Source organism: Ideonella sp., from assembly GCF_041918995.1.
Classification (GTDB): Bacteria; Pseudomonadota; Gammaproteobacteria; order Burkholderiales; family Burkholderiaceae_C; genus Ideonella.
The window spans coordinates 32,224-54,319 of record NZ_JAYRUN010000021.1 but is presented as its reverse complement, the minus strand read 5'-3'; the positions used below and the strand labels follow the sequence as shown (position 1 = coordinate 54,319).

Here is a 22,096-nt window from a genome sequence, read left to right as displayed (position 1 = left end):
GCCCCCCGCTCAACCGGCGGTCGCCGCCTTCCAGGCCCACAGGGCGCCGATGAGCACCGGCTGGTGCAGCATGTAGAAGCTCAGCGACCAGCGGCCCAGCGTGGCCAGTGGCTGCAACCCGGCCGGCAGGGGCCCGGCCAGCACCGCCGGTGCGCGGCGGCCGCACAGGTCCGCCAGCCACACACCCACCAGCACCACCCCGAGCCAGGGCAGCACGGGCACGAAGTCCTCGGTCACCGGCAGCCGCGTGACCAGGCCGGTCCAGTTCATCCAGCGGCTGTCCGCCCAGGGCGCCTGCACCACCTGGGGCAGCACCAGCGCCAGCCCCGCCAGCGCCAGCAGGGCTGCCCGGCCCGCCGTGCCGCGCGCCAGCAGGGGCGGCGCCACCAGGCGCACCACCACCAACATCACGGCGATGCCATGCAGCACGCCGAAGCTGATCCAGCTGCGCGGGAACATCAGCGCCGAGCCGAGCGATACCAGCACGGCACACCCCGCCACCTGCGCCCAGCGGCGCCAGAAGCGGGCCCAGCCCTGTCCCGCCTGCAGCGCCACGGCCTGGCCCATGCCCGCGCACAGCAGGAACAGCGTGACGATGGCGGTGCGCTGCGTCGTCCAGAAGGGGTCGAGCTGGAACCGTTGCCGCGGCTCGAAATAGCCGAAGTAGTTGAGGTCGTAGCAGAAGTGGAAGACCGCCATCCACACGATCGCCGCGCCGCGCAGGGCGTCGAGCCGGTCGAATCGGGCGAAGCGGTCGTGGGCAGGGGCGGCGGTCATGCGGGCGCGACAATACCGCACTGGGGGGATACAACGATGATCAAGCTGCTGATGCTGGCGCTGTCGGGCGCCAAGCTGGGCAAGGTGCTGCTGTCCGGCGGCAGCATGCTGCTGTCGCTGGGCCTGTACGCCTGGGTGTTCGGCTGGCGCTACGCGGTGGGCCTGGTGGCCTTGCTGCTGCTCCATGAGATGGGCCACTTCGTCGCCGCCCGGCACCGCGGGCTGGCCGTGGGCTGGCCCACCTTCCTGCCGTTCGTGGGCGCCTGGGTGGCCCTGAAGGACCGGCCGATGGACGCCGGCACCGACGCCTTCGTGGCCTTCGGCGGGCCGCTGCTGGGCTCGGCCGCGGCGCTGGTGGCCTACGTGGCGGCACGCGACACCGGGGCGCCCTGGCTGTTGGCCGTGGCCTACGCGGGCTTTCTCATCAACCTCATCAACCTGGCGCCCGTGCCGTGGCTGGACGGCGGGCGCATCACCGGCGTGCTCTCGCCGCGCCTGTGGGTGCTGGGCGTGCCGCTGATGCTGGCGCTGTTCGCCTGGACGCACAGCCCGCTGCTGCTGCTGCTGGCGCTGCTGGCCCTGCCCCAGGCCTGGCGCGGCTGGCGCGGCCGGGCGGCCGAGGACCAGCCGGCCGGCTTCTACGACGTCAGCCCGGCCACGCGCTGGGGCTACGCGCTGCTGTACCTGCTGCTGTGTGCCTGGCTGGGCCTGATGTCGCACGAGGTGCACGGCCTGGTCGAGGCCACGCGGGCGGCGACCCCGTCCACCGAGCTGGCACCGGCAGGGCTCACACCCGCTCGATGACCGTGGCGATGCCCATGCCGGCGCCCACGCACAGGGTGATGCCGCCGGTGGCCAGGTCGCGCCGCTCCAGCTCGTCGAGCAGGGTGCCCAGCAGGATGGCGCCGGTGGCGCCCAGCGGGTGGCCCATGGCGATGGCGCCGCCGTTCACGTTCACGCGGTCCAGGTCCAGGCCGAGGTCGCGCGCGCACTTCAGCGGCACCGAGGCGAAGGCCTCGTTGATCTCCCACAGGTCGACGTCGGCCGCCGTCATGCGCGCCTTGGCCAGCGCCTTGCGGCAGGCCGGCGCCGGGCCGGTGAGCATGATGGTGGGCTCGGAGCCGATCACCGCCATGGCCCGGATGCGCGCCCGCGGCTTCAGGCCCATGCGCTGCCCCGCGGCGGCGCTGCCCACCAGCACCAGCGCGGCCCCATCGACGATGCCCGACGAGTTGCCGGCGTGGTGCAGGTGCTCGATGCGCCGCGCCTGGGGGTAGCGCCGCAGCGCCACCGCGTCGAAGCCGGCGTCACCCATTGCCGCGAAACTGGGCTTGAGCGCGGCCAGCGTTTCCACCGTGGTGCCGGGCCGGATGGTCTCGTCCTCGGCCAGCAGCAGGCTGCCGTCCAGGTCGTGCACCGGCACCAGCGCCGGCCGGAACCGCCCGGCCTCGCGGGCCGCGGCGGCGCGCTGGTGCGAGCGCGCGGCGAAGGCATCCAGCTCCGCCCGGCCCCAGCCTTCGAGCGTGGCGATGAGGTCGGCGCCGATGCCCTGCGGCACGATGCCGAGCGACTCGGTGATGCGGGGGTCCTGGATCCAGGCGCCGCCGTCGCTGCCCATGGGCACGCGGCTCATGCTCTCCACGCCGCCGGCCACCACCAGGTCTTCCATGCCGCTCATCACCTTGGCGGCGGCCAGGTTCACGGCCTCCAGGCCGGACGCGCAGAAGCGGCTGAGCGTGACGCCCGCCACCGACTGCGCCCAGCCCGCATCCAGCACGGCGGTGCGGGCGATGTCGCCGCCCTGCTCCCCCACCGGGGTGACGCAGCCGAGCACCACGTCGTCCACCAGGGCGGTGTCCAGGCCGTGCCGCTGCGCCAGCGCCTGCAGCAGGGTGCGCAGCAGCCACACCGGCGTGGCGGGGTGCAGGCGGCCGTCCTTCTTGCCGCGCCCCCGGGGCGTGCGCAGGTGGTCGAAGACGTAGGCGGACGAGTCGGTCATGGGGCGAGCAGCACGGTGGGGGCGTCAGCGCCCGATCAGGAAGGCCAGCAGCCGGTCGGCGAAGCCGCCGTAGGGCGGGCCGATGAACTTCATGGCCGAGACGGGCGCCTGGTGGAACACCGGGCGCAGCTTGGAGAAGGTGTCGAAGCCCTCGCGGCCGTGGTAGTGGCCCATGCCCGACGGCCCCACACCGCCGAACGGCAGGTCGTGCTGGGCCACATGGAACAGCGCGTCGTTGACCGACACGCCGCCGGACATGATGCGGTCCAGCACCTGCTGCAGGAACCCGCCGTCGCGGCTGAAGGGGTAGACCGCGAGCGGGCGGTCGCCGGCGTTCACCCGCGCGATCACCTCGTCCAGCGTGCGGTAGGGGATGACGGGCAGGATGGGGCCGAAGATCTCGCGCCGCATGAGCGCCGTGTCCTCGGGCGCGTTCAGCACGAGGTGCGGCGCGATCTTGCGGGTGGCGGAGTCCCAGGCCGGGCCGTCGGGCAGCAGGTTGACGAGCGTGGCGCCGCGTTCGCGCGCCTCCTCCAGCGCGGCCACCAGGCGGTCGAACGATCGCTGGTCGATGATGGAGGTGTAGTCCGGCGAGGCCAGCCGCCCGAAGCGCGGCGGCACGATGGCCTGCGACAGCCGCACGAACTCGGCCACCTGCGCCTCGGGCACGAAGACGTGGTCCACGGTGGTGCAGATCTGGCCCGCGTTCAGGCACTTGACGAACAGGATGCGCTCGGCCGCCGTGCGCAGCGGAAAGCCCGGGCCCACGATGGCCGGCGCCTTGCCGCCCAGCTCCAGCGTGACGGGGCACAGGTTGGCCGCCGCCGCGGCCATCACGGCCCGGCCGGTCTGCCCCGAGCCGGTGAACAGCAGGTGGTCGAAGGGCAGCTTGGAGAACTCGATGCCCACGCCGCCGGTCTCGTCGAAGAACTGCAGCTTCTCGGGCGGGAAGTAGGCCGGGATCTTCTCGATCAGCAGCGCGGCCAGGTGGCGCGAGTTCTCGCTCATCTTCACCATGGCCCGGTTGCCCGCGGCGAAGATGTAGGTGAGCGGCACGAAGCTCAGGTTGACGGGGAAGTTCCAGGGCACGATCACGCCCACCACGCCCAGCGGCTGGGGAATGACGCGGTTGCGCGCCAGCGGGAAGGTGAGCCAGTCCACCCCGCGGCGCTGCGGTCGCATCCAGCGGCGCAGGTGCTTTTGCACATGGTCTATGCCGTCGATGGCAGGCACCAGCTCGGCCAGGCGGGTCTCGTGCGTGGAGCGGTGGCCGTAGTCGGCGCTGATGGCCTCGGCCAGCGCATGCTGGTGGTCGCGCAGGAAGGCCTGCAGGCGGTTCAGGTCGGCCCGGCGCTCGCCGAGCGTGGGCACCGGGTGCGCGTGGTAGGCCGCGCGCTGGGCAGCCAGGGTGGCCTGCAGGCGCTCGGGAATGGTCACGCCCGCGGGCAGGTCGGTGGGGTGCATCGGGGCTCCTTGGGGCAGCTCAGCGCCGGTCGGCCAGGCCGCGCCGCACAGTCTCGTTGATCACGCGCAGCTCGGCCAGCGTGGCGTCGATGTGCGCTCGCTTGGCCTCCAGCTCGGCGATGGCCGCATCGGTGCGCTGCAGCGCGTAGCGCATCTGTTGCACCCGGCCCTCGCCGTGCGTGCCGTACAGGTCGAGGTAGTGCTTGATCTCGGCCAGCGGCGTGCCAATGGCCTTGGCGCGCAGGATGAGCGCCAGGCGGGCACGGTCGCGCCGGGTGTAGACGCGCGTGCCGTTCACCCGCCGCGGGTGCAGCAGGCCCTTGTCCTCGTAGAAGCGGATGGCGCGCAGCGAGATGCCGAACTCGCGGCACAGCTCGGTGATGCCGAACAGCTCGCCGGCACCGCCATCGTCGCGGTGGGCAGCCACCGCGTCGTGGGCCGACCAGTTCAAAGCAGCCGCTGCAGCTTGAGGGCCACGCCCATGTCGCCACTGACCTTGAGCTTGCCCATCATGAAGGCGGTGGTGGGCTCCAGCTCGTTGAGCAGCAGGCGGCTGAGCGAATCGAGGCTGAGCGCGATGGTGCACGCGGCCTCCTTGTCCTCGTTGCTCACGGTGTTGGGGGTGGCGGCGCCGTCGACGTACACCACGCCCTCGCTGCCGCAGTCGAACTTGAGCGTGGTGCCCAGGCCGCAGTCGCTGCCGACCTTCTCGCGCATCACCTTGGTGGCGGCTTGCAGATCCATCGGTCGTCTCCCCAATTCAGACGGTTGAACACTGCGCGGCACTGTAGGGTCGCACCGCACCCCCTCTCACTAGCGTAATTCCCTATTAGCCAGCTGGGTGACGTTAACGTTACCCTGCCCCGGTCTCCACTCGTCCCGCGGTCCCCCGGCCCGGCGGGCCGTGCCATGACCGCCCTGTCCCCCTCGGCCCGCTACGCCAGCGTGTTCCGCCCCGGCCTGTTCGCCGGGCAACGCCTGTGGGTCACCGGTGCCGGTTCCGGCATCGGGCGCTGCGTGGCCCATGAGCTCGCCTCGCTGGGCGCCGAGGTGGTGCTCAGCGGCCGCACCGCCGCCAAGCTCGAGCAGGTGGCCCGGGAGATCGTGGACGACGGCGGGCGCTGCGTCTGGCGTGCCTTCGATATCCGGGACGAGGACGCGGTCAAGGCGCAGGTGGCGGACGTGCTGGCCAGCGGCCCGGTGCACGGCCTGGTGAACAACGCCGGCGGCCAGTTCCCGTCGCCCATGGCCCTGATCAGCAAGCGGGGCTTCGAGGCGGTGGTGGCGAACAACCTCACCGGCGGCTTCCTGATGATGCGCGAGCTCTTCCAGCAGAGCCTGCAGCACCACGGCGGCGCCATCGTGAACATGACGGCCGACTTCCGCAACGGCATGCCCGGCATGGCGCACTCGGGCGCGGCGCGGGCCGGCATGGCCAACCTCACCCAGACCGCGGCCGTGGAATGGGCCTGGGCGCATGTGCGGGTCAACGCGGTGGCGCCCGGCTGGGTGGCCAGCAGCGGCATGGACACCTATGGCGGCGCGGTGCGCGCCATGATCCCGCAGCTGCGCGCGCACGTGCCGTTGCGCCGCCTGGCCACCGAGGCCGAGGTCTCGGCGGCCATCGTGTTCCTGCTCTCCACGGCGGCGGCCTTCATCACCGGCGTCACGCTGCAGATCGACGGCGGGGCCTCGCTGGGCAGCGCCATCTGGCCGAGCGTGGACCACGCCGGCTCCGCCCCCTTCCAGGGCTTCCACCGCGCCGTGGTGCCGCAGGTGCTGGGCGGCCCGGCCGCGGCGGACGACGCCGAGGAGCCGCCGTGCCGGCCCTGAGCACCGCACTGGACCCCCGCTCGCCGCGCTTCGCGGCCAACGCGGCCCGCATGGCAGAGCGGCTGGCCGAGGTGCAGGCGCTGCAGGCCCAGGTGGCCGAGGCCTCCGCGGCGAAGGCGGCCCGCGTCGCCGAGCGCGGCCAGCTGCTGCCGCGCGACCGCGTGGCCACGCTGCTCGACCGCGGCTCGCCCTTCCTGGAGCTGTCTGCCCTGGCCGGCTGGGGCATGCACGACGACGATGGCCGGCGCACGGTGCTGGGCGGCGGCGCCATCGTGGGCCTCGGCCAGGTGGCGGGCCGGCGCGTCGTGGTGTCGGCCAGCGACGCGTCGCTCAAGGGCGGCACCGTGTCGCCCATGGGCCTGAAGAAGATGCTGCGCGCGCAGGAGATCGCGCGCGAGAACCGGCTGCCGGTGGTCTACCTGGTGGAGTCCGGGGGCGCCAACCTGATGTACCAGAGCGAGATGTTCGTGGAAGGCGGGCGCAGCTTCGCCAACCAGGCGCGGCTGTCGGCAGCGGGCATCCCGCAGATCGCCGTGGTGCACGGGCCGTCCACCGCCGGCGGCGCCTACCTGCCCGGGCTGTCGGACTACGTGGTGCTGGTGCGCGGCCGCTCCAGCATCTACCTGGCCGGCCCGCCGCTGGTGAAGGCCGCCATCGGCGAGGACGCCACCGACGAGGACCTGGGCGGTGCGCTCACCCACGCCCGCCTCACCGGCCTGGGCGAGTACCTGGCCGAGAACGACGCCCACGCCCTCGCCCTGGCGCGCGAGCTGCTGGGCGCCCTGCCGTGGGACGAGGTGCCGCCCCCGGCGGCGCACCCCGAGCCGCTGTACCCGGCCGGCGAACTGATGGGCGTGGTGCCGGCCGACGAGCGCGAGCCCTACGACGTGCGGGAGGTCATCGCCCGGCTGGTGGACGGCTCGGCCTTCCTGGAGTGCAAGGCCGAGTTCGCCGCCGACACCGTGTGCGGCCATGCGCGGCTGGCCGGCCACCGCATTGGGCTCATCGGCAACAACGGCCCGATCCAGCCGCAAGGCTCGTCCAAGGCGGCGCAGTTCATCCAGCTGTGCGACCAGTCGGGCACGCCGCTGGTCTTCCTGCAGAACACCACCGGCTACATGGTGGGGCGCGCCGCTGAGCACGCCGGCGCCATCGCCCACGGCAGCCGCATGATCCAGGCGGTGGCGAACGCGCGCTGCCCCAAGCTCACGGTGGTGCTGGGCGGCTCCTTCGGCGCCGGCAACTACGGCATGTGCGGCCGGGGCTTCGACCCGCGTTTCATCTTCAGCTGGCCCAGCGCCCGCACCGCGGTGATGGGCGGTGCGCAGGCGGCCAAGGTCATGGAGATCGTGGGCGCCGCCAAGCTGCAGCGCGAGGGCCACGTGCCCGACCCTGCCGCGCTGCAGGCCATGAGCGAGCAGCTGCGCCAGCGCATCGACCGCGAGTCGCACGTGCTGTTCGGCACCGCGCGCCTGTGGGACGACGGCGTGATCGACCCGCGCGACACGCGCCGCGTGCTGGCGCTGTGCCTGGACACCATTGCCGAGGCCGGGCGCCGCCAGCTGCACCCCAACACCTTCGGCATCGCCCGCGTCTAGCGGACACGGACAGGAGACACCCGTGCAGTTCACCCCCGAGCACCGCGCCCTGCAGGACACCGTGCTGCGCTTCGTGCGCGAGCGCATCAACCCCTTCGCGGCCGAGTGGGAGCGCGCCGAGCAGTTCCCCAGCCACGCCCTGTTCAAGCAGCTGGGCGACCTGGGGCTGCTCGGGCTGAAGTACCCCGAGGAGTTCGGCGGCGCCGGGCTGGACTTCAGCTACTCCATGGTGATGGCCGAGGCGCTGGGCGAGTGCAGCGTCGGCGGCGTGCCCATGGCCATCGGCGTGCAGACCGACATGTGCACGCCGGCGCTGGCACGCTTCGGCTCCGACGAGCTTCGGCGCGAGTTCCTGGCGCCCAGCATCGCGGGCGATTACGTGGGCTGCGTGGGCGTCAGTGAAGCGGGCGGCGGCTCGGACGTGGCCGCGCTGAAGACCCGCGCCCGCATCGAGGGCGGCGACTACGTCATCGACGGCAGCAAGATGTGGATCACCAACGGCCTGCAGGCCGACTGGTGCTGCCTGCTGGCCAACACCAGCGACGAGGGCGGGCCGCACAAGAACAAGAGCCTCCTCATCGTGCCGATGGATGCGCCGGGCGTCACGCGGCAGAAGATCACCAAGATCGGCATGGATTCGTCCGACACGGCGCAGCTGTTCTTCGACGGCGTGCGCGTGCCGCGGCGCCACCTGGTGGGCCAGGAGGGCATGGGCTTCGTCTACCAGATGATGCAGTTCCAGGAGGAGCGGCTCTGGGGCGCGGCGAACAGCCTGCGCGCGCTGGACCGCCTGATCGACCAGACCATCGCCTACACCCGCGAGCGCCAGGCCTTCGGCAGGTCCATCCTCGACAACCAGGTGGTCCACTTCCGGCTCGCCGAGCTGCGCACCGAGGTGGAGGCGCTGCGCGCGCTGACCTACTCCGCGGTGGCGCAGTACGTGTCGGGCAAGGACGTGACGCGCCTGGCCTCCATGGCCAAGCTGAAGTGTGGCCGCCTGTGCCGCGAGGTGGCGGATTCCTGCCTGCAGTACTGGGGCGGCATGGGCTTCACGCTGGACAACCCCATCTCCCAGGCCTGGCGCGACATGCGCCTGGTGTCCATCGGCGGCGGGGCGGACGAGGTGATGCTGGGCATCATCTGCAAGCTGGAAGGGACCTTGCCGAAGGGGGCGCGGTGAGGGCCGGTGGTCCCCCGGTTCTGTTCGGGCTGAGCGTGTCGACGCCCAGTGATCCTGCGGCGCCCTCTCGTCGCGCCAGGGCCCACCCACCCGGGACTCAGGGTTCCGCGGTCGGCGCTGCGCGCCGACTGCCCTGCGGTGCTCGGGCAGGTGGGCCTTGGCGCGAGGGCCATCCGGGGTGGACTGCGACCGCGCCGTGTGCATCGCGGCTGCCTGAGCGGGGCGTGGGGGCAGGCGGTGGGGCGAATGGGAGCGCCGAGAAGCGCAGGCGGCGGGTCGGCGCGCGCAGCGCGCATCGTGAACTGACTCGCGGCGACTGTCCGAGCGCAGCGAACGCCAGTGAGCGCAGCGAGTTGAGCCGCGCGACCCGCTGCCGAGCATCGCAGGGCACCCTCGGCCCCCGGGCCGAGGGCGCGGACGCTTGAGCCCCGCCGCCTGCCCCCACGCCCCGCGACCGCGCCCACCGCACACCATGCACCTCCTCGCCCAGCTCATCGCCGCGCCCCACGGCGCGACCGGCCGCATCCTCCACCTCACCCTGAACCGCCCCGAGCTGCGCAACGCCATGTCGCAAGCCATGGTGGCGGAGCTCCACGACGCACTGCGCAAAGCCGAACAGGCCGGCGACGTGCGCGCCATCGTGCTGCGCGGCGCCGGTGGCCATTTCTGCGCCGGCGCCGACCTGAAGGACATGGCATCCGCACGCGCCACGGCCGCCAGTGACCCCGAACGCGCCATCGCCGAGCACAACGCCCGCTTCGGCGAACTGTGCGCGGCCTTCGGCCGCACCGGCATCGCCGTGATCGCGGTGGTCGAGGGCGCGGTGATGGGCGGCGGCTTCGGCCTGGCCTGCGTGGCCGATGTGGTGATCGCGGCCGACAGCGCGCGCTTCCGCCTGCCCGAGACCTCGCTGGGCATGCTGCCGGCGCAGATCGCGCCCTTCCTGGTGGAGCGCCTGGGCTACTCGGAGGCCCGGCGCCTTGCGGTCACCGGGGGCACGCTGGACGCGGCCGGCGCGCTGGCGCAGCGCCTGGTGCACGCCGTGCATGCGCCGGATGCGCTCGACGCCGCGGTGCAGGAGGTGCTGACGCAGGTGCTGCGCTGCGCGCCGCAGGCCGTGGCGGCCACCAAGGCCCTGGTGGCCCGCGCCCGCTGGCAGCCAGCCGAACACCTGGTGCCCGAGGCGGCCGCCGCCTTCGCCCGCGCCGCCACCGGCCCCGAAGGCACCGAGGGCATCGCGGCCTTCCTGCAAGGACGGGCCCCTTCCTGGGCGCCGCGACCCTGAGCACACGGCCATGGGCTTCCACAAGATCCTCATCGCCAACCGCGGCGAAATCGCCTGCCGGGTCGTCCGCACGGCGCGCGCCCTGGGCTACCGCACGGTGGCCGTGTACAGCGACGCCGATGCCGTCGCGCCGCACGTGGCCCTGGCCGACGAGGCGGTGCCCATCGGCCCGGCGCCGGCCGCCGAGAGCTACCTGCACATCCCCGCCCTGCTGGACGCCGCCCGCCGCACCGGCGCCGACGCGGTGCACCCGGGCTACGGCTTCCTCTCCGAGCGGCCCGAGTTCGCCGCCGCCTGTGTGCAGGCCGGCCTGGTGTTCATCGGCCCGCCGGCCGAGGCCATGGCCGCCATGGGGGACAAGGCGGCGGCCAAGCGCCGCATGCAGCAGGCCGGTGTGCCGTGCGCCCCGGGCTACCTGCCCAGCGGCACCGACGACCAGGACGATGCCCGTCTCGTGCAGGAGGCGCAGCGGCTGGGCATGCCGCTGCTGGTCAAGGCGGTGGCCGGCGGCGGCGGGCGCGGCATGCGGCTGGTGCAGGCGCTGGACGAGCTGCCCGCGGCGCTCGCGGCGGCGCGGCGCGAGGCGGCCGCGGCCTTCGGCGACGACCGGCTCATGCTCGAGCGCCTGGTGAGCGACGCCCGCCACGTGGAGGTGCAGGTGTTCGCCGACGCCCACGGCGATGCGGTGCACCTGGGCGAGCGCGACTGCACCGCCCAGCGGCGCCGCCAGAAGGTGATCGAGGAAGCGCCCTCGCCCATCGTCGACGGCACCCTGCGCGCACGGCTGGGGCGCGACGCCGTCGCGGCGGCGCTCGCCGTGGGCTACGTGGGCGCCGGCACCGTGGAGTTCGTGGTCGACACCGCCGGACAGCACTTCTTCCTGGAGATGAACACCCGGCTGCAGGTGGAGCACCCGGTGACCGAGATGCTCACCGGCGTCGACCTGGTGGCGTGGCAGCTGCGCGTGGCGGCCGGCGAGCCGCTGCGCGCCTGGCTGCCCGGTGGCCAGGCGGATGTGCGCTGGCGCGGCCACGCGATCGAGGCGCGCCTGTACGCCGAGGATCCGTTCGACGGCTTCACGCCCCAGACCGGCGCGGTGGCCCACTGGCGGCCCGGCGCGGCGCTGGCCGCCGCCGGTGGCTCGCTGCGCATCGACGCCGGCATTGCCGAGGGCAGCACGGTGAGCCCCTGGTACGACCCGATGCTGGCCAAGCTCATCGTGCACGGGCACGACCGCGCCGACGCCATCCGGCGCCTGGTGGCCGCGCTGGACGACAGCCCGGTGTTCGGCCCGGCGACCAATGCCCGGTTCCTGCGCGGCGTGCTGCAGCACGACGACTTCACCCACGCCCGCATGACCACCACACGCCTGGACGAGTGGGCCACACGCGGCGAGCCGCTGCTGCGGCGGCCCGAGCCGCCGGAGGCCCTGTGGCTGGCCGGGGCGGCCCTGGCGACGCGCGATGGCCTGCCGGCCGGGACGCCCGAGCCGCTGCGGCCGGCCGCGCTGGCCGCCGTGCCGCTGCGCCTGCGCTGCCAGGGGGCCGAACGTGCCTGGCGGGCCCGCTGGCTCGGTGACGTGGTGCAGCTGGTGCCTGCCGACGCGACGCCCGGCGTGGCCCCCGCCACGGTGCGCGTGCTGGCCCATGACGCTGAGGCTGCCCGGTGGCGCCTGGAGATCGACGGCGTGGCGGCGTGCCACGTGGCGCGGCCGGCCGGTGATGGCGGCTGGTGGCTCGCCCACGAGGCGGCCGTGTACCGTTTCGACGAGCCCTCGCCCTGGCCGGACGCCCGGCGTGCGGCCGACCCACGACGCGCCTGCGCCACCGTGGCCGGGCGGGTGGCGCAGGTGGCCGTGCGCCCCGGCCAGCGCGTGGCGGCGGGCGACCCGCTGGCCAGCGTGGAGGCCATGAAGATGGAGATGTGGCAGCACGCGGCCGCCGCCGGCACCGTGCGCGCGGTCCACGTCGCCGCGGGTGACGCCGTGGCGGCCGGCACGCTGCTGGTCGAGCTGGCCCTGGAGGAGGACACCCCCGCATGAGTTCCCCGCCGAACCCACCCGCCATCCTGACCTGCGCCCTCACCGGCGTGCTCACCGACCCCCGCCAGCACCCGGTACCCGTGACCCCTGCGCAGATGGCCGCCGAGGCGCGCGAGGCCTTCGATGCCGGCGCCAGCGTGATGCACGTGCACCTGCGCGCCCAGGCCCCCGGCCGCGGCCACCTCCCCAGCTGGGACCCGGACGTGGCCGAGGACGTGGTCGGCGCGATCCGCCACGCCTGCCCGGGCGTCATCATCAACCTCACCACCGGCGTCATCGGGCCGGACATCAGCGGGCCGGCCGCCTGCCTGCGGCGCGTGCGCCCCGAGATCGCCGCCTGCAACGCCGGCAGCCTCAATTACCTGAAGCTCAAGGCCGACGGGCAATGGGCCTGGCCGCCCATGGTGTTCGACAACCCGGTGGCCAAAGTGCAGCAGTTCCTGGACGTGATGGCCGAGTGCGGCACCCACCCCGAGTTCGAGTGCTTCGACGTGGGCATCGTGCGCTCGGTGGCCATGTACGTGCAGGCCGGCATGCTGCGCCCCGGCATGGGCCGGCCGGAGCTGAACTTCGTCATGGGCGTCGCCTCCGGGATGCCCTGCGACGCCGAGCTGCTGGCCCTGTTGCCGCGCTGGCTGCCGCCCCAGGCCGTGTGGCAGGCCACGCTGATCGGCCGCGCCGAGATCTGGCCCGTGCACCAGCGCGTGGCCGAGCTGGGCGGCATGCTGCGCACCGGGCTGGAAGACACCTTCTACCTGCCCGGCGGCGAGCGCGCGCCCGGCAACGGCGCGCTCATCGAGGCGCTGGCCGACTGCGCCCGCCGCGCGGGCCGGGCCGTGGCCACCCCCGACCAGGCGCGTGGCATGCTCGGCCTGCCGCCCGCCGGGCCATCCACTTGACGAGGACCCCCATGAGCACCCGCAGCCTACAGGGCAAGACCCTGTTCATCACCGGCGCCTCGCGCGGCATCGGCCTGGCCATCGCCACCCGCGCCGCGGCCGACGGCGCCAACGTGGCGCTGGTCGCCAAGACCATGGAGCCCAACCCCAAGCTACCGGGCACGCTGCCGGCGGCGGCCGAGGCGGTGCGCGCCGCGGGTGGCCAGGCGCTGGTGCTGCCCTGCGACATCCGCGACGAGGCGCAGGTGGCCGACGCGGTGGCGAAGACCGTGGCGCACTTCGGCGGCATCGACATCCTGGTGAACAACGCCAGCGCGATCAGCCTGACGCCGACCCCCGCCACGCCGATGAAACGCTTCGACCTGATGTTCGGCGTGAACGTGCGTGGCACCTACTGCTGCACCCAGGCCTGCCTGGAGGCACTGACGGCGAGCGCCCGCGCCGGCCGTGCGCCGCAGGTGCTCACGCTGTCGCCGCCGCTGAACATGCAGCCGCACTGGTTCGGCCCCCACGTGGCCTACACCATGGCCAAGTACGGCATGAGCATGTGCACGCTGGGCCACGCGCAGGAGTTCCGCAAGCTGGGCATCGCGGTCAACAGCCTGTGGCCGCGCACCGCCATCGCCACCGCCGCCCTGCAGATGATCCCGGGCGTCGACCCGAAGCTCTGCCGCACGCCGCAGATCATGGCGGACGCCGCCTGGCACCTCCTCACCACGCCAGCACCCGCACCGAGCGGCCAGTTCTACGTGGACGACGAGGTGCTCGCCGCGCACGGCATCACCGACCTCGGCGGCTATGCCGTGGTGCCGGGCACCACGAACTTCCTCCCTGACTTCTTCCTGGACTGACGCCACCGCATGACCGCCACGCCCGCTGCCCGCCGCAGCCCCGCCGAACAGGACAAGCTGAACCAGTTCCTCACCGAGCTGTTCGAGCAGCGCATCACCTTCAACCAGGTGCTGGGCCTGAAGGTGGTGACGACCGAGCCGGCCCGCCCCACCCTGCGCTTCGAGATGCGGCCGGAACTGGTGGGCCACTACCTCTACGGCCGCCTGCACGGCGGGGTGATCTCCGCCACGCTGGACGCCATGGGCGGCTTCGCGCTCATGGTGGCCATCGCCGAGAAGCATGCGGACGAGTCGGCCGACCAGGTCATGCACCGCTTCGCCCGCATGGGCACCATCGACCTGCGCGTGGACTACCTGCGCCAGGGCATCGGCCAGCACTTCCTGGCCACGGCCGAGGTGACGCGCCTGGGCGGCCGCGTCGGCTCCACCCAGATGCGCCTGTGCAACGACCAAGGCACGCTGATCGCCACCGCCGCGGCGGCGTACATGATCAGCTGACCGGCCGGGCGCGCCCGGGGGCCGCGGCCACGCCACCGACACGCGGCGCGCGCTTCAGGCCCCACCATTCCAGCTCGGCCAGCACCAGCGTGCCCACTGCCTGCACGGCGGCGATGGCCACGCCGGCGGTCTGCGCCGCGCCCAGCACGCCGAAGGCCACGAGCGCGGTGTCCAGCACCCACACGAAGTTCAGGGCGATGACGGTGCCCAGCGCGGCCACGGGCAGGCTCTCGCGCCCGCCCATCCAGGCCAGCGCCGCCGTCCAGGGCACCAGCGCCAGGCCGGTGGCCTGCAGCAGCCCGGCCGGCAGGCCGGTCCAGGCCGCCAGCGGCTCGGCGTCGGCCACGAGCGCCAGGGCGGTCAGGCCGCTGAGCACGGCATCCACGCGCAGCACGCGGCGCAGGAAGGGGGTGACGGTGAAGCGGGACATGGCGATCTCCTGCAAAAGGGGTGAGATGGACGAGGACGACAGGAACGTCGTGCCGCCATCGTCGGCCGCCACCGTGCACGGGGTCCATGACCTCGCAGGTCATGCCCCTGCCACCCGCGTGCCGCTATCGTGGCCGCATGCCCACGTCGCCTGCCCCTCCCACCGTGCCCGCCCCGCCACCCGATGCGCCGGTGGGCACCCTGCTGCGCCATTGGCGCCAGCACCGCCGCTGGAGCCAGCAGGACCTGGCCGCGGAAGCCGAGGTCTCGACCCGGCACCTGAGCTGCCTGGAGACCGGTCGCGCGCTGCCCAGCCGCGAGATGCTGCTGCGCCTGTCGGAGCGGCTGGCCGTGCCGCTGCGCGAGCGCAACCGGCTGCTCACCGCCGCGGGCTATGCGCCCATGTACCGCGAGCGCGCCTGGGGCGACCCGGCCCTGCAGCCCGCGCATGCGGTGGTGCAGCAGGTGCTCTCGGCCCACGAGCCCTTCCCTGCCCTGGCCGTGGACCGGCACTGGCACCTGGTGGCGCTGAACCGGGCCGCGAGCGCCTTGCTGGCTGGCCTGGATGCGCACTGGCTGCAGCCCCCCGTGAACGTGCTGCGCCTGTCGTTGCACCCGCAGGCCCTGGCGCCGCGCATCGCCAACCTGCCGGCCTGGCGCACGCACCTGTTCGAGCGCCTGGCCCACCAGGTGCAGGCCAGCGGCGACCCGGGGCTGGCCGCCCTGCTGCACGAGCTGCAGGCCCTGCCCCGGTTGCCCGACGAGCCCGCGGCCGCCACCCCGCCCGCCCAGGGCCTGCCCGCGCTGGCCGTGCCGCTGCAACTGCACTCGCCCGCCGGGCTGCTGAGCTTCATCAGCACCGTCACCGTCTTCGGCACGCCCGTGGAGGTGACGCTCAGCGAGCTGGCCATCGAGGCCTTCTTCCCGGCCGACGAGGCCACGGCCGCGGCGCTGCGCGCCCTGGCCGACACGCCGCCGCCCGCACCGCCCGGCCCGCCCCCGGGTTGACCCCGAGCCACCCCGTCGCCCCGGTGACGGACAGTGGACCGCCCGCCGTGCGACAAGCAGCGCCTTGCCCGAACAGGACATGCCATGGACACCGCCGCCCCCGACACGACCGACCGCACCCGCCACCTGCGCATCTGCCCACTGTGCGAAGCCTGCTGCGGCCTGGAGGTGGAGATCGACCACGGCACCGCTTCGCCGCGCGTGGTGGGCATCCGTGGCCACGCCGACGACGTATTCTCGCGCGGGTACCTCTGCCCCAAGGGCTACGCGCTGAAGGACCTGCACGAGGACCCCGACCGCCTGCGCCAGCCGCTGGTGCGCCGCGGCGGCGAACTGCAGCCCGCCACCTGGGAGGAGGCCTTCGCCGAGATCGAGCGCCGGCTGGTGCCGCTGATCGAGCAGCACGGGCGTGACGCGGTGGCGCTGGCCATCGGCAACCCCGCGGCGCACAAGATGTCGCTCGGGCTGTACTTCCCCCGGCTGGCGCGGGCGCTGGGCAGCCGCAACGTGTTTTCCGCCTCCACGCTCGACCAGATGCCCAAGCAGCTGGCCTCGGGCTGGATGTTCGGCCATTGGCTGAGCATCGCCGTGCCGGACATCGACCGCTGCGACTTCCTGCTCATGCTGGGCGCCAATCCCATGGCCAGCAACGGCAGCCTCTGGACCGTGACCGACTTCCGCGGCCGCGCCAAGGCCCTGCGCCAGCGGGGCGGGCGGCTGGTGGTCATCGACCCGCGGCGCACGGAAACGGCGGCCATCGCCGACGCCCACCACGCCATCCGCCCGGGCACCGACGTCTTCCTGCTGGCCGCCATGGTGCACACGCTGTTCGACGAAGGCCTCGTGCGGCCCGGCCGCCTGGCCGAGTGGACCGTGGGCATCGAGGCGGTGCGCGAGGCTGTCGCGCCCTTCCCGCCCGAGGCAGTGGCCGAGCGCTGCGGCGTGCTGGCGGCCACCCTGCGCAGCCTGGCCCGCGAGCTGGCTGCCACCGAGCGGGCCTGCGTCTACGGCCGCATCGGCACCTGCACCCAGGCCTTCGGCACCCTGGCGTCCTGGCTCATCGACGTGCTCAACGTGCTCACCGGGCACCTCGATGCGCCCGGTGGCGCCATGTTCCCCAAGGCCGCGGCGTTCGCGGCGAACACCGCGGGCACGCCGGGCATCGGGCGCGGCATCGTCACCGGGCGCCACGCGAGCCGGGTCAGCGGCGCGCCGGAGGTCTTCGGCGAGCTGCCCATGACCGTGCTGGCCGAGGAGATCGAGACGCCCGGCGCCGGCCAGGTGCGGGCGCTCATCACCGTGGCCACCAACCCGGTGCTCTCGGCCCCCGGCGGCCCGCGCCTGTCGCGCGCGCTCGACGGGCTCGACTTCATGGTGAGCCTGGACATCTACCTCAACGAGACCAGCCGCCATGCCGACGTGGTCCTGCCCGGGCTGTCGCCGCTGGAGGAATCGCACTACGACGTGGCGTTCCCGCAGCTGTCGCACCGCAACCATGCGCGCTACACGCCTGCCGTGCTGCCACCCGACGCATCCCGGCCGGCGGAATGGGAGAACCTGCTGCGCCTGGCGGCCATCGTGCAGGGCCGCGGCGCCGGCGTGGACCTGCAGGCACTGGACGACGAGCTGCTCGCGCAGGACGTGGGACGCCTCGCCGGCGCGCAGGCCGGCGCGGTGCTGGCCGCCCTGGCCGCGGGCGGCCGTCGGGGCCCCGAGCGCCTGCTGGACCTGGCGCTGCGCGCCGGCCCCTGGGGCGACGGCTTCGGCCGCCAGCCCAACGGGCTGACGCTGGACCGAGTGGCCGCCGCCCCCGGCGGGCTGGACCTGGGCCCGCTGCAGCCGCGCATTCCCGAACTGCTGCGCACACCCAGCGGCCGCATCGAGCTGGCCCCGCCGGCCTGCCTGGCGGACCTGTCCCGCGCCCGGGCGGCGCTGGACGAGCCGCCGCCCGCGCTGGTGGTCATCGGCCGGCGCGACGTGCGCAGCAACAACAGCTGGATGCACAACCTGCCCACCCTGGCCAAGGGGCCCGAACGCTGCACCCTGCTCGTGCACCCGGTGGATGCCGCACGCCTCGGCCTGGTGGCCGGCGCGCCCGCGCGGCTGCGCCCGGCGGGACCGCTGGGCGACCAGCCCGGCCGCCAGCTGGTGGCGCCCGTGGCACTGAGCGACGAGCTCATGCCCGGCGTGGTGTGCCTGCCGCACGGCTGGGGCCACGACCACCCCGGCGCCCGCCTGGCGCTGGCCGCGGAGCGCCCGGGTGCCAACCTCAATGCCGTGCTCGACGAATCCCGGCGCGACCCGCTGTCCGGCAATGCCGTGCTGTCGGGCGTGGCGGTGGAGCTGTCGGCCATGCCGGGGCCCTGACCGGCCGGCGGCCCGGCCGCGGGCCACCCGCTTGCGCGGCATCAAGGCCACGGCGTCCGTCCCGGACGAGCATGGCGCATCCCACCGACGGTCCCCCGCCAAGCCCATGCCGCGCCGCATCCTCGTCCTGCAAGGCCACCCCGACGCCAGTGCCCCCCACCTCGGCCATGCGCTGGCCGACGCCTACGCCGAAGGCGCCGAGACCGCCGGCCACATGGTGCGCCGGCTGGACGTGGCCCGGCTGGATTTCCCGCTGCTGCGCAGCCAGCACGCCTGGGAACACGAACCCGTGCCCGAAGGCCTGCGCTCGGCCCAGCAGGACATCGAGTGGGCCGAGCACCTGGTGCTGCTGTTCCCGCTCTGGCTGGGCGACATGCCGGCCCTGCTCAAGGGCTTCCTGGAGCAGGTGGCCCGGCCCGGCTTCGCGTTCCGGGGCGAGCGCACCAACCCGTTCATGCACAAGGGCCTGACGGGCCGCTCAGCGAGGGTGGTGGTGACCATGGGCATGCCGGCGGCGGTGTACCGCTGGGTCTTCCGCGCCCACAGCGTGAGGTCGCTGGAGCGCAACATCCTCGGCTTCGTCGGCATCGCGCCCATCCACCACACGCTCATCGGCGGCGCCGGCCAGCTGAGCGAAGCCGCCAGCCGCCGCTGGCTCACGCAGATGCGCCAGCTCGGCGAAGCGGCGGAATGACCGTGGCCGCGCGCCTCGACAGGGGCACGCGGGCCGCGGCGACCCTATGATCCGTCGGCGCGCCGGCCGCTGATGGAATCCCGCCTCTTCCCCTCCCTGCCCCCTGCGTGGCGCCTGCTGGCGCTGACGCTGCTGCTCGCCGTGCTGTACCACGGGGGCGCCCTGCTGGGGCTGGCGCTGGCGCACGGCCCGCTGCGCATCGCGCCCGTGTGGCCGCCCGCCGGCCTGGCGCTGGCCGCCTTCATGCTGGCCGGCTGGCGCGCCCTGCCCGGCCTCGCGTTGGGCGCCGTGCTCACCCACTGGCTGGACTACTTCGGCCCGCAGCACGGCTGGACCGCGGCAGCGCTGGGCGGGGCCGTGCTGCTGGCCGGCGGATCGCTCGCCCAGGCGGGGCTGGCGGCCTGGTGGACGCGGGAGGTGGTGGGGCGGGCCGAAGAGCAGCCGGTGCGCCAGCCGGCCACCTTCGCCGCCATCGTGGCACTCACGTGCGTGCTCGGCGCCACCGTGGGCACCGCCACCCTGCACGCCTTCGGCGGCACACCCCTGGGCGAGTGGCTGGCCAACGCCCTGACCTGGTGGGTGGGCGACGCCACCGGCACGCTGGTGCTCACCCCGCTGCTGCTGCTGCTGCTGCACCCGGCGCTGCGGCATCGCCGCGTGGCCAGCCAGGCCTTCCCCATCATCTGCCTGGGGCTGGGCGGCACCCTGTTCGCCACCTTCACCGCCAGCGTGATGGAGCGCGACCTGCAGGCCGAGCGCTTCCGCTCGGACGCCACGCGCCTGGCGCTGGTGCTGCAGCACCAGCTGGACATCGCGGTGCGCGACCTGGAGGTCCTGCAACGCCTGGCCGAACGCGTGGACACCTCGGGCGACGAGTTCCGCGCGGTGTCGCGTCCCATGCTGCGCCGCAGCCCTTGGCAGCAGCATGTGGCCTGGCTGCCGCGCGTCCCCGCCGCCGGCCGGGCCGCGCATGAGGCGGCGCAGGGGGGCCTGCCCCTGCGCGAGCTGAGCCCGCGCGACACGGTGGTGACCGCCGGGCCCCGGCCCGAGTACTTCCCCGTCGCCTGGACCGACCCGGAGTCCGGCTTCGAGTCGCTGGTCGGCCTGGACCAGCTGGCCGACCCGCTGCGCGCGCCGGCCATCGAGACGGTGCGCCGCACGGGCCGCATCGCCGCCTCCCTGCCCATGCATGCGGTGTCGCAATCGGTGTCCGGGCGCTATGTGCAGGTGCTGTACGCGCCGGTGCCGGCGGACGCCGGCGGGCCGATGCAGGGCCTGGTGGCCAGCACGCTCGACGTGGAGGTGCTGCTGCAGACCGCGATGGACCAGCTCGGCTTCCAGGGCCATGACCTGCTGCTGCGCGACGCCGATGCGCCCGCCGCGCACGCACTGCACTGGGGCGATGGCCTCGCCATGCGCGTGCTGGCGCCGGCCGAGCAGGAGGTGGCCGCCGCCACCCTGTCCAGTGGCGTGCACCACGACGCCACGGTCCGGGTGGCCGACCGGCAATGGGCCCTGCGCCTGCAGCCGGCCTGGGCCCGGGCCGGACCGCGCCCCGGCTGGCTGCAGGCCGTGATGCTGGGGGCCGGCCTGAGCCTCACCGCCCTGCTCGCGGGCTTCATGATCGCCCGCCGCCGCCACGACCTGCTGGTCGCCGGCCAGCAGCAGCAGCTCGAGGCCCAGGTGGCGGCACGCACGCAGGACCTGGCGCGCTCGAACGCGTCGCTGCGCGAGGCCCAGGCGCATGCCGAGGCCGCCAGCCGGGCCAAGTCGCTGTTCCTGGCCAACATGAGCCACGAGATCCGCACGCCGCTGAATGCCGTGCTGGGCTTCACCCAGGTGCTCATCGGCGACGCCAGCGTGCCCGCACCGGCCCGCCAGCGGCTGCAGGTGATCCTCTCTGCCGGCCAGCGGCTGCTCGGCCTGATCAACGACGTGCTGGACCTGGCCAAGATCGAATCCGGCCGCCTCGCCCTGCGGCCCTCCCCCTTCGACCTGCACGGGGAGCTCGCCGAGATCGGCGCCCTGTTCGCCGACCGCGCAGCAGCCAAGGGCCTGGCCCTGCAGGTGGACCTGCAGGGCCTGCCGCAGCCCTGCGTGGTGGAGGCGGACCGGCAGAAGCTGGGGCAGGTGGTCATCAACCTGCTCGGCAACGCGGTGAAATTCACCGAACACGGCAGCGTGGCGCTGGTGGCCCGACGCGAGGGCGACGACGTCCGGATCGAGGTGGCGGACTCGGGCCCCGGGCTCGACGACGCCGAGCGCGAGCGCCTGTTCGCGCCCTTCAGCCAGGGCGAGGCCGGGCGCGACAAGGGCGGCACGGGCCTGGGGCTGGCGCTGTCGCGCGAGATCGTGCGCAGCATGGGAGGCGAGCTGGGACTGGCCGGTCGCCCGGGCCAGGGCACACGCGCCTGGCTGCACCTGCCACTGCCCCTGCGGGACCCGTCGGCGCTGCCGCCCGCCGAGCCGGCCACCCTCGGCCGCCTGGCGGCCGGCAGCCGCTGCCGCGCGCTGGTGGTGGAGGACGACACCGCCAGCCGCGAGCTGCTGGCGGGGGTGCTGGCCGACATCGGCTGCCAGGTGGTCACTGCGGACGACGGCCAGGCCGGTCTGGCGGCCTGCCGCGCGGCCACCTCGTTGAACGAGGGGTTCGACATCGTCTTCACCGACATCCGCATGCCGCGCATGTCCGGCCTGGACATGCTGCGGGCCCTGCGCGCCGACCCCGGCACCGCGGCCTGGCCGGTGGTGGCGGTCACCGCGTCCAGCCTGGAGCATGAACGCCGCTTCTACCTGGAGGCGGGCTTCAGCGACTACGTGGCCAAGCCTTACGTGCTGCCCGAGATCGCCCGCCTGCTGCAGCGGCACGGCGGCGCCCGGCTGGACGACGCCGACGTCCCGGCGGCAGGCGCCCCGTCCGCGCCCGCGGCCACCGAGGCGCCTGCGCTGCCGCTGGACGCGGCCGGGCGCGCCCTGCTGCAGGCGCTGCGCGCCGCCGCGGCCGACGGGGACGCGCCCGCTGCGCGTGCCGCCCTGGCGGGCCTGCCCGCCGGCCTGCCCCCGGCCGCGCAGCGCACCGCATGGGAGGCCCTGCTGCGCCGCTACGACCTGCAGGCGCTGGAACGGGCGGTGCAGGCCTGGCTGGACGAGGCCCCGGCGGGCGCCTGAACGCG

At 74.2% G+C, this 22,096-nt stretch carries 19 protein-coding genes; 13 read left to right on the top strand and 6 right to left on the bottom strand.

All coding sequences use genetic code 11. The features are described 5' to 3' along the window. Window positions 1-9 precede the first annotated feature (9 nt). Window positions 10-777, bottom strand: coding sequence for a heparan-alpha-glucosaminide N-acetyltransferase (locus ACE3UN_RS17035; protein ID WP_374676178.1), 768 nt, complete (start codon window positions 775-777; stop codon window positions 10-12). Window positions 778-813: 36 nt separating this feature from the next. On the opposite strand from ACE3UN_RS17035, the gene ACE3UN_RS17030 reads away from it, so the two are divergent. Beyond that, window positions 814-1,581 (top strand): site-2 protease family protein, encoded by a 768-nt coding sequence (locus ACE3UN_RS17030; RefSeq protein ID WP_374676177.1) that lies wholly within the window; start codon window positions 814-816, stop codon window positions 1,579-1,581. Here the strand turns inward: ACE3UN_RS17030 and ACE3UN_RS17025 are convergent. Genes ACE3UN_RS17025 through ACE3UN_RS17010 form a run of 4 tightly spaced genes read right to left on the bottom strand, consistent with a single transcriptional unit; the run spans window position 1,565 to window position 4,984 of the window. Beyond that, window positions 1,565-2,776: an acetyl-CoA C-acetyltransferase gene (locus tag ACE3UN_RS17025; protein ID WP_374676176.1), complete on the bottom strand. Its 1,212-nt coding sequence runs from the start codon at window positions 2,774-2,776 to the stop codon at window positions 1,565-1,567. The genes ACE3UN_RS17030 and ACE3UN_RS17025 overlap by 17 nt on opposite strands. 24 nt (window positions 2,777-2,800) lie before the next feature. After that, the gene (locus tag ACE3UN_RS17020; RefSeq protein WP_374676175.1) at window positions 2,801-4,240 is read right to left on the bottom strand and encodes a coniferyl aldehyde dehydrogenase; all 1,440 of its coding nucleotides are present in this window, start codon (window positions 4,238-4,240) and stop codon (window positions 2,801-2,803) included. Between the two features lie 19 nt (window positions 4,241-4,259). After that, window positions 4,260-4,691 carry a MerR family DNA-binding transcriptional regulator gene (locus ACE3UN_RS17015; protein WP_374676174.1) on the bottom strand — a complete coding sequence of 144 codons (432 nt, stop codon included), beginning with the start codon at window positions 4,689-4,691 and terminating at the stop codon, window positions 4,260-4,262. After that, complete coding sequence (locus tag ACE3UN_RS17010; protein WP_374676173.1) at window positions 4,688-4,984, bottom strand: SCP2 sterol-binding domain-containing protein; 297 nt, start codon at window positions 4,982-4,984, stop codon at window positions 4,688-4,690. Before ACE3UN_RS17010 ends, ACE3UN_RS17015 begins: the two co-directional genes overlap by 4 nt. A 165-nt stretch (window positions 4,985-5,149) precedes the next feature. On the opposite strand from ACE3UN_RS17010, the gene ACE3UN_RS17005 reads away from it, so the two are divergent. The 8 genes from ACE3UN_RS17005 (at window position 5,150) to ACE3UN_RS16970 (ending at window position 14,425) form a co-directional block, all read left to right on the top strand. Beyond that, window positions 5,150-6,073 (top strand): SDR family oxidoreductase, encoded by a 924-nt coding sequence (locus ACE3UN_RS17005; protein WP_374676172.1) that lies wholly within the window; start codon window positions 5,150-5,152, stop codon window positions 6,071-6,073. Continuing rightward, complete coding sequence (locus ACE3UN_RS17000; protein ID WP_374676171.1) at window positions 6,061-7,671, top strand: acyl-CoA carboxylase subunit beta; 1,611 nt, start codon at window positions 6,061-6,063, stop codon at window positions 7,669-7,671. Before ACE3UN_RS17005 ends, ACE3UN_RS17000 begins: the two co-directional genes overlap by 13 nt. A gap of 22 nt (window positions 7,672-7,693) precedes the next feature. Further along, window positions 7,694-8,851, top strand: coding sequence for an acyl-CoA dehydrogenase family protein (locus tag ACE3UN_RS16995; protein WP_374676170.1), 1,158 nt, complete (start codon window positions 7,694-7,696; stop codon window positions 8,849-8,851). Window positions 8,852-9,323: 472 nt separating this feature from the next. Further along, window positions 9,324-10,136 carry an enoyl-CoA hydratase/isomerase family protein gene (locus tag ACE3UN_RS16990; RefSeq protein WP_374676169.1) on the top strand — a complete coding sequence of 271 codons (813 nt, stop codon included), beginning with the start codon at window positions 9,324-9,326 and terminating at the stop codon, window positions 10,134-10,136. 10 nt (window positions 10,137-10,146) lie between these two features. Beyond that, on the top strand, window positions 10,147-12,177 hold the full coding sequence (locus tag ACE3UN_RS16985) for a biotin carboxylase N-terminal domain-containing protein (RefSeq protein ID WP_374676168.1): 2,031 nt from the start codon (window positions 10,147-10,149) through the stop codon (window positions 12,175-12,177). Further along, the gene (locus ACE3UN_RS16980) at window positions 12,174-13,076 is read left to right on the top strand and encodes a 3-keto-5-aminohexanoate cleavage protein (protein WP_374676167.1); all 903 of its coding nucleotides are present in this window, start codon (window positions 12,174-12,176) and stop codon (window positions 13,074-13,076) included. Before ACE3UN_RS16985 ends, ACE3UN_RS16980 begins: the two co-directional genes overlap by 4 nt. 11 nt (window positions 13,077-13,087) lie before the next feature. Next, window positions 13,088-13,927, top strand: coding sequence for an SDR family oxidoreductase (locus tag ACE3UN_RS16975; RefSeq protein WP_374676166.1), 840 nt, complete (start codon window positions 13,088-13,090; stop codon window positions 13,925-13,927). A gap of 9 nt (window positions 13,928-13,936) precedes the next feature. After that, window positions 13,937-14,425, top strand: a complete 489-nt coding sequence (locus tag ACE3UN_RS16970) for a thioesterase family protein (RefSeq protein WP_374676165.1) — start codon at window positions 13,937-13,939, stop codon at window positions 14,423-14,425. Here ACE3UN_RS16970 and ACE3UN_RS16965 read toward each other — a convergent pair. After that, complete coding sequence (locus tag ACE3UN_RS16965; protein WP_374676164.1) at window positions 14,418-14,855, bottom strand: hypothetical protein; 438 nt, start codon at window positions 14,853-14,855, stop codon at window positions 14,418-14,420. The two genes, ACE3UN_RS16970 and ACE3UN_RS16965, sit on opposite strands and share 8 nt — an antisense overlap. A 137-nt stretch (window positions 14,856-14,992) precedes the next feature. On the opposite strand from ACE3UN_RS16965, the gene ACE3UN_RS16960 reads away from it, so the two are divergent. The 4 genes from ACE3UN_RS16960 to ACE3UN_RS16945 all read left to right on the top strand — a co-directional run bounded on the left by ACE3UN_RS16960 (window position 14,993) and on the right by ACE3UN_RS16945 (window position 22,091). Further along, a complete protein-coding gene (locus tag ACE3UN_RS16960; RefSeq protein WP_374676163.1) occupies window positions 14,993-15,862 on the top strand; it encodes a helix-turn-helix domain-containing protein in 870 nt (289 codons plus the stop codon). Window positions 15,863-15,946: 84 nt separating this feature from the next. Then, window positions 15,947-18,229, top strand: coding sequence for a molybdopterin-dependent oxidoreductase (locus ACE3UN_RS16955; RefSeq protein ID WP_374676162.1), 2,283 nt, complete (start codon window positions 15,947-15,949; stop codon window positions 18,227-18,229). 106 nt (window positions 18,230-18,335) lie between these two features. After that, window positions 18,336-18,923: an NAD(P)H-dependent oxidoreductase gene (locus ACE3UN_RS16950; protein WP_374676161.1), complete on the top strand. Its 588-nt coding sequence runs from the start codon at window positions 18,336-18,338 to the stop codon at window positions 18,921-18,923. Between the two features lie 72 nt (window positions 18,924-18,995). Further along, on the top strand, window positions 18,996-22,091 hold the full coding sequence (locus ACE3UN_RS16945; protein ID WP_374676160.1) for an ATP-binding protein: 3,096 nt from the start codon (window positions 18,996-18,998) through the stop codon (window positions 22,089-22,091). Window positions 22,092-22,096 lie beyond the last annotated feature (5 nt).

Bases quoted from the DNA above. Each gene is read 5' to 3' on its own strand.
- ACE3UN_RS17035 (WP_374676178.1), bottom strand. From the start codon at position 777: ATGACCGCCGCCCCTGCCCACGACCGCTTCGCCCGATTCGACCGGCTC.
- ACE3UN_RS17030 (WP_374676177.1), top strand. From the start codon at position 814: ATGATCAAGCTGCTGATGCTGGCGCTGTCGGGCGCCAAGCTGGGCAAG.
- ACE3UN_RS17025 (WP_374676176.1), bottom strand. From the start codon at position 2,776: ATGACCGACTCGTCCGCCTACGTCTTCGACCACCTGCGCACGCCCCGG.
- ACE3UN_RS17020 (WP_374676175.1), bottom strand. From the start codon at position 4,240: ATGCACCCCACCGACCTGCCCGCGGGCGTGACCATTCCCGAGCGCCTG.
- ACE3UN_RS17010 (WP_374676173.1), bottom strand. From the start codon at position 4,984: ATGGATCTGCAAGCCGCCACCAAGGTGATGCGCGAGAAGGTCGGCAGC.
- ACE3UN_RS17005 (WP_374676172.1), top strand. From the start codon at position 5,150: ATGACCGCCCTGTCCCCCTCGGCCCGCTACGCCAGCGTGTTCCGCCCC.
- ACE3UN_RS16990 (WP_374676169.1), top strand. From the start codon at position 9,324: ATGCACCTCCTCGCCCAGCTCATCGCCGCGCCCCACGGCGCGACCGGC.
- ACE3UN_RS16985 (WP_374676168.1), top strand. From the start codon at position 10,147: ATGGGCTTCCACAAGATCCTCATCGCCAACCGCGGCGAAATCGCCTGC.
- ACE3UN_RS16980 (WP_374676167.1), top strand. From the start codon at position 12,174: ATGAGTTCCCCGCCGAACCCACCCGCCATCCTGACCTGCGCCCTCACC.
- ACE3UN_RS16975 (WP_374676166.1), top strand. From the start codon at position 13,088: ATGAGCACCCGCAGCCTACAGGGCAAGACCCTGTTCATCACCGGCGCC.
- ACE3UN_RS16970 (WP_374676165.1), top strand. From the start codon at position 13,937: ATGACCGCCACGCCCGCTGCCCGCCGCAGCCCCGCCGAACAGGACAAG.
- ACE3UN_RS16965 (WP_374676164.1), bottom strand. From the start codon at position 14,855: ATGTCCCGCTTCACCGTCACCCCCTTCCTGCGCCGCGTGCTGCGCGTG.
- ACE3UN_RS16960 (WP_374676163.1), top strand. From the start codon at position 14,993: ATGCCCACGTCGCCTGCCCCTCCCACCGTGCCCGCCCCGCCACCCGAT.
- ACE3UN_RS16955 (WP_374676162.1), top strand. From the start codon at position 15,947: ATGGACACCGCCGCCCCCGACACGACCGACCGCACCCGCCACCTGCGC.
- ACE3UN_RS16950 (WP_374676161.1), top strand. From the start codon at position 18,336: ATGCCGCGCCGCATCCTCGTCCTGCAAGGCCACCCCGACGCCAGTGCC.
- ACE3UN_RS16945 (WP_374676160.1), top strand. From the start codon at position 18,996: ATGGAATCCCGCCTCTTCCCCTCCCTGCCCCCTGCGTGGCGCCTGCTG.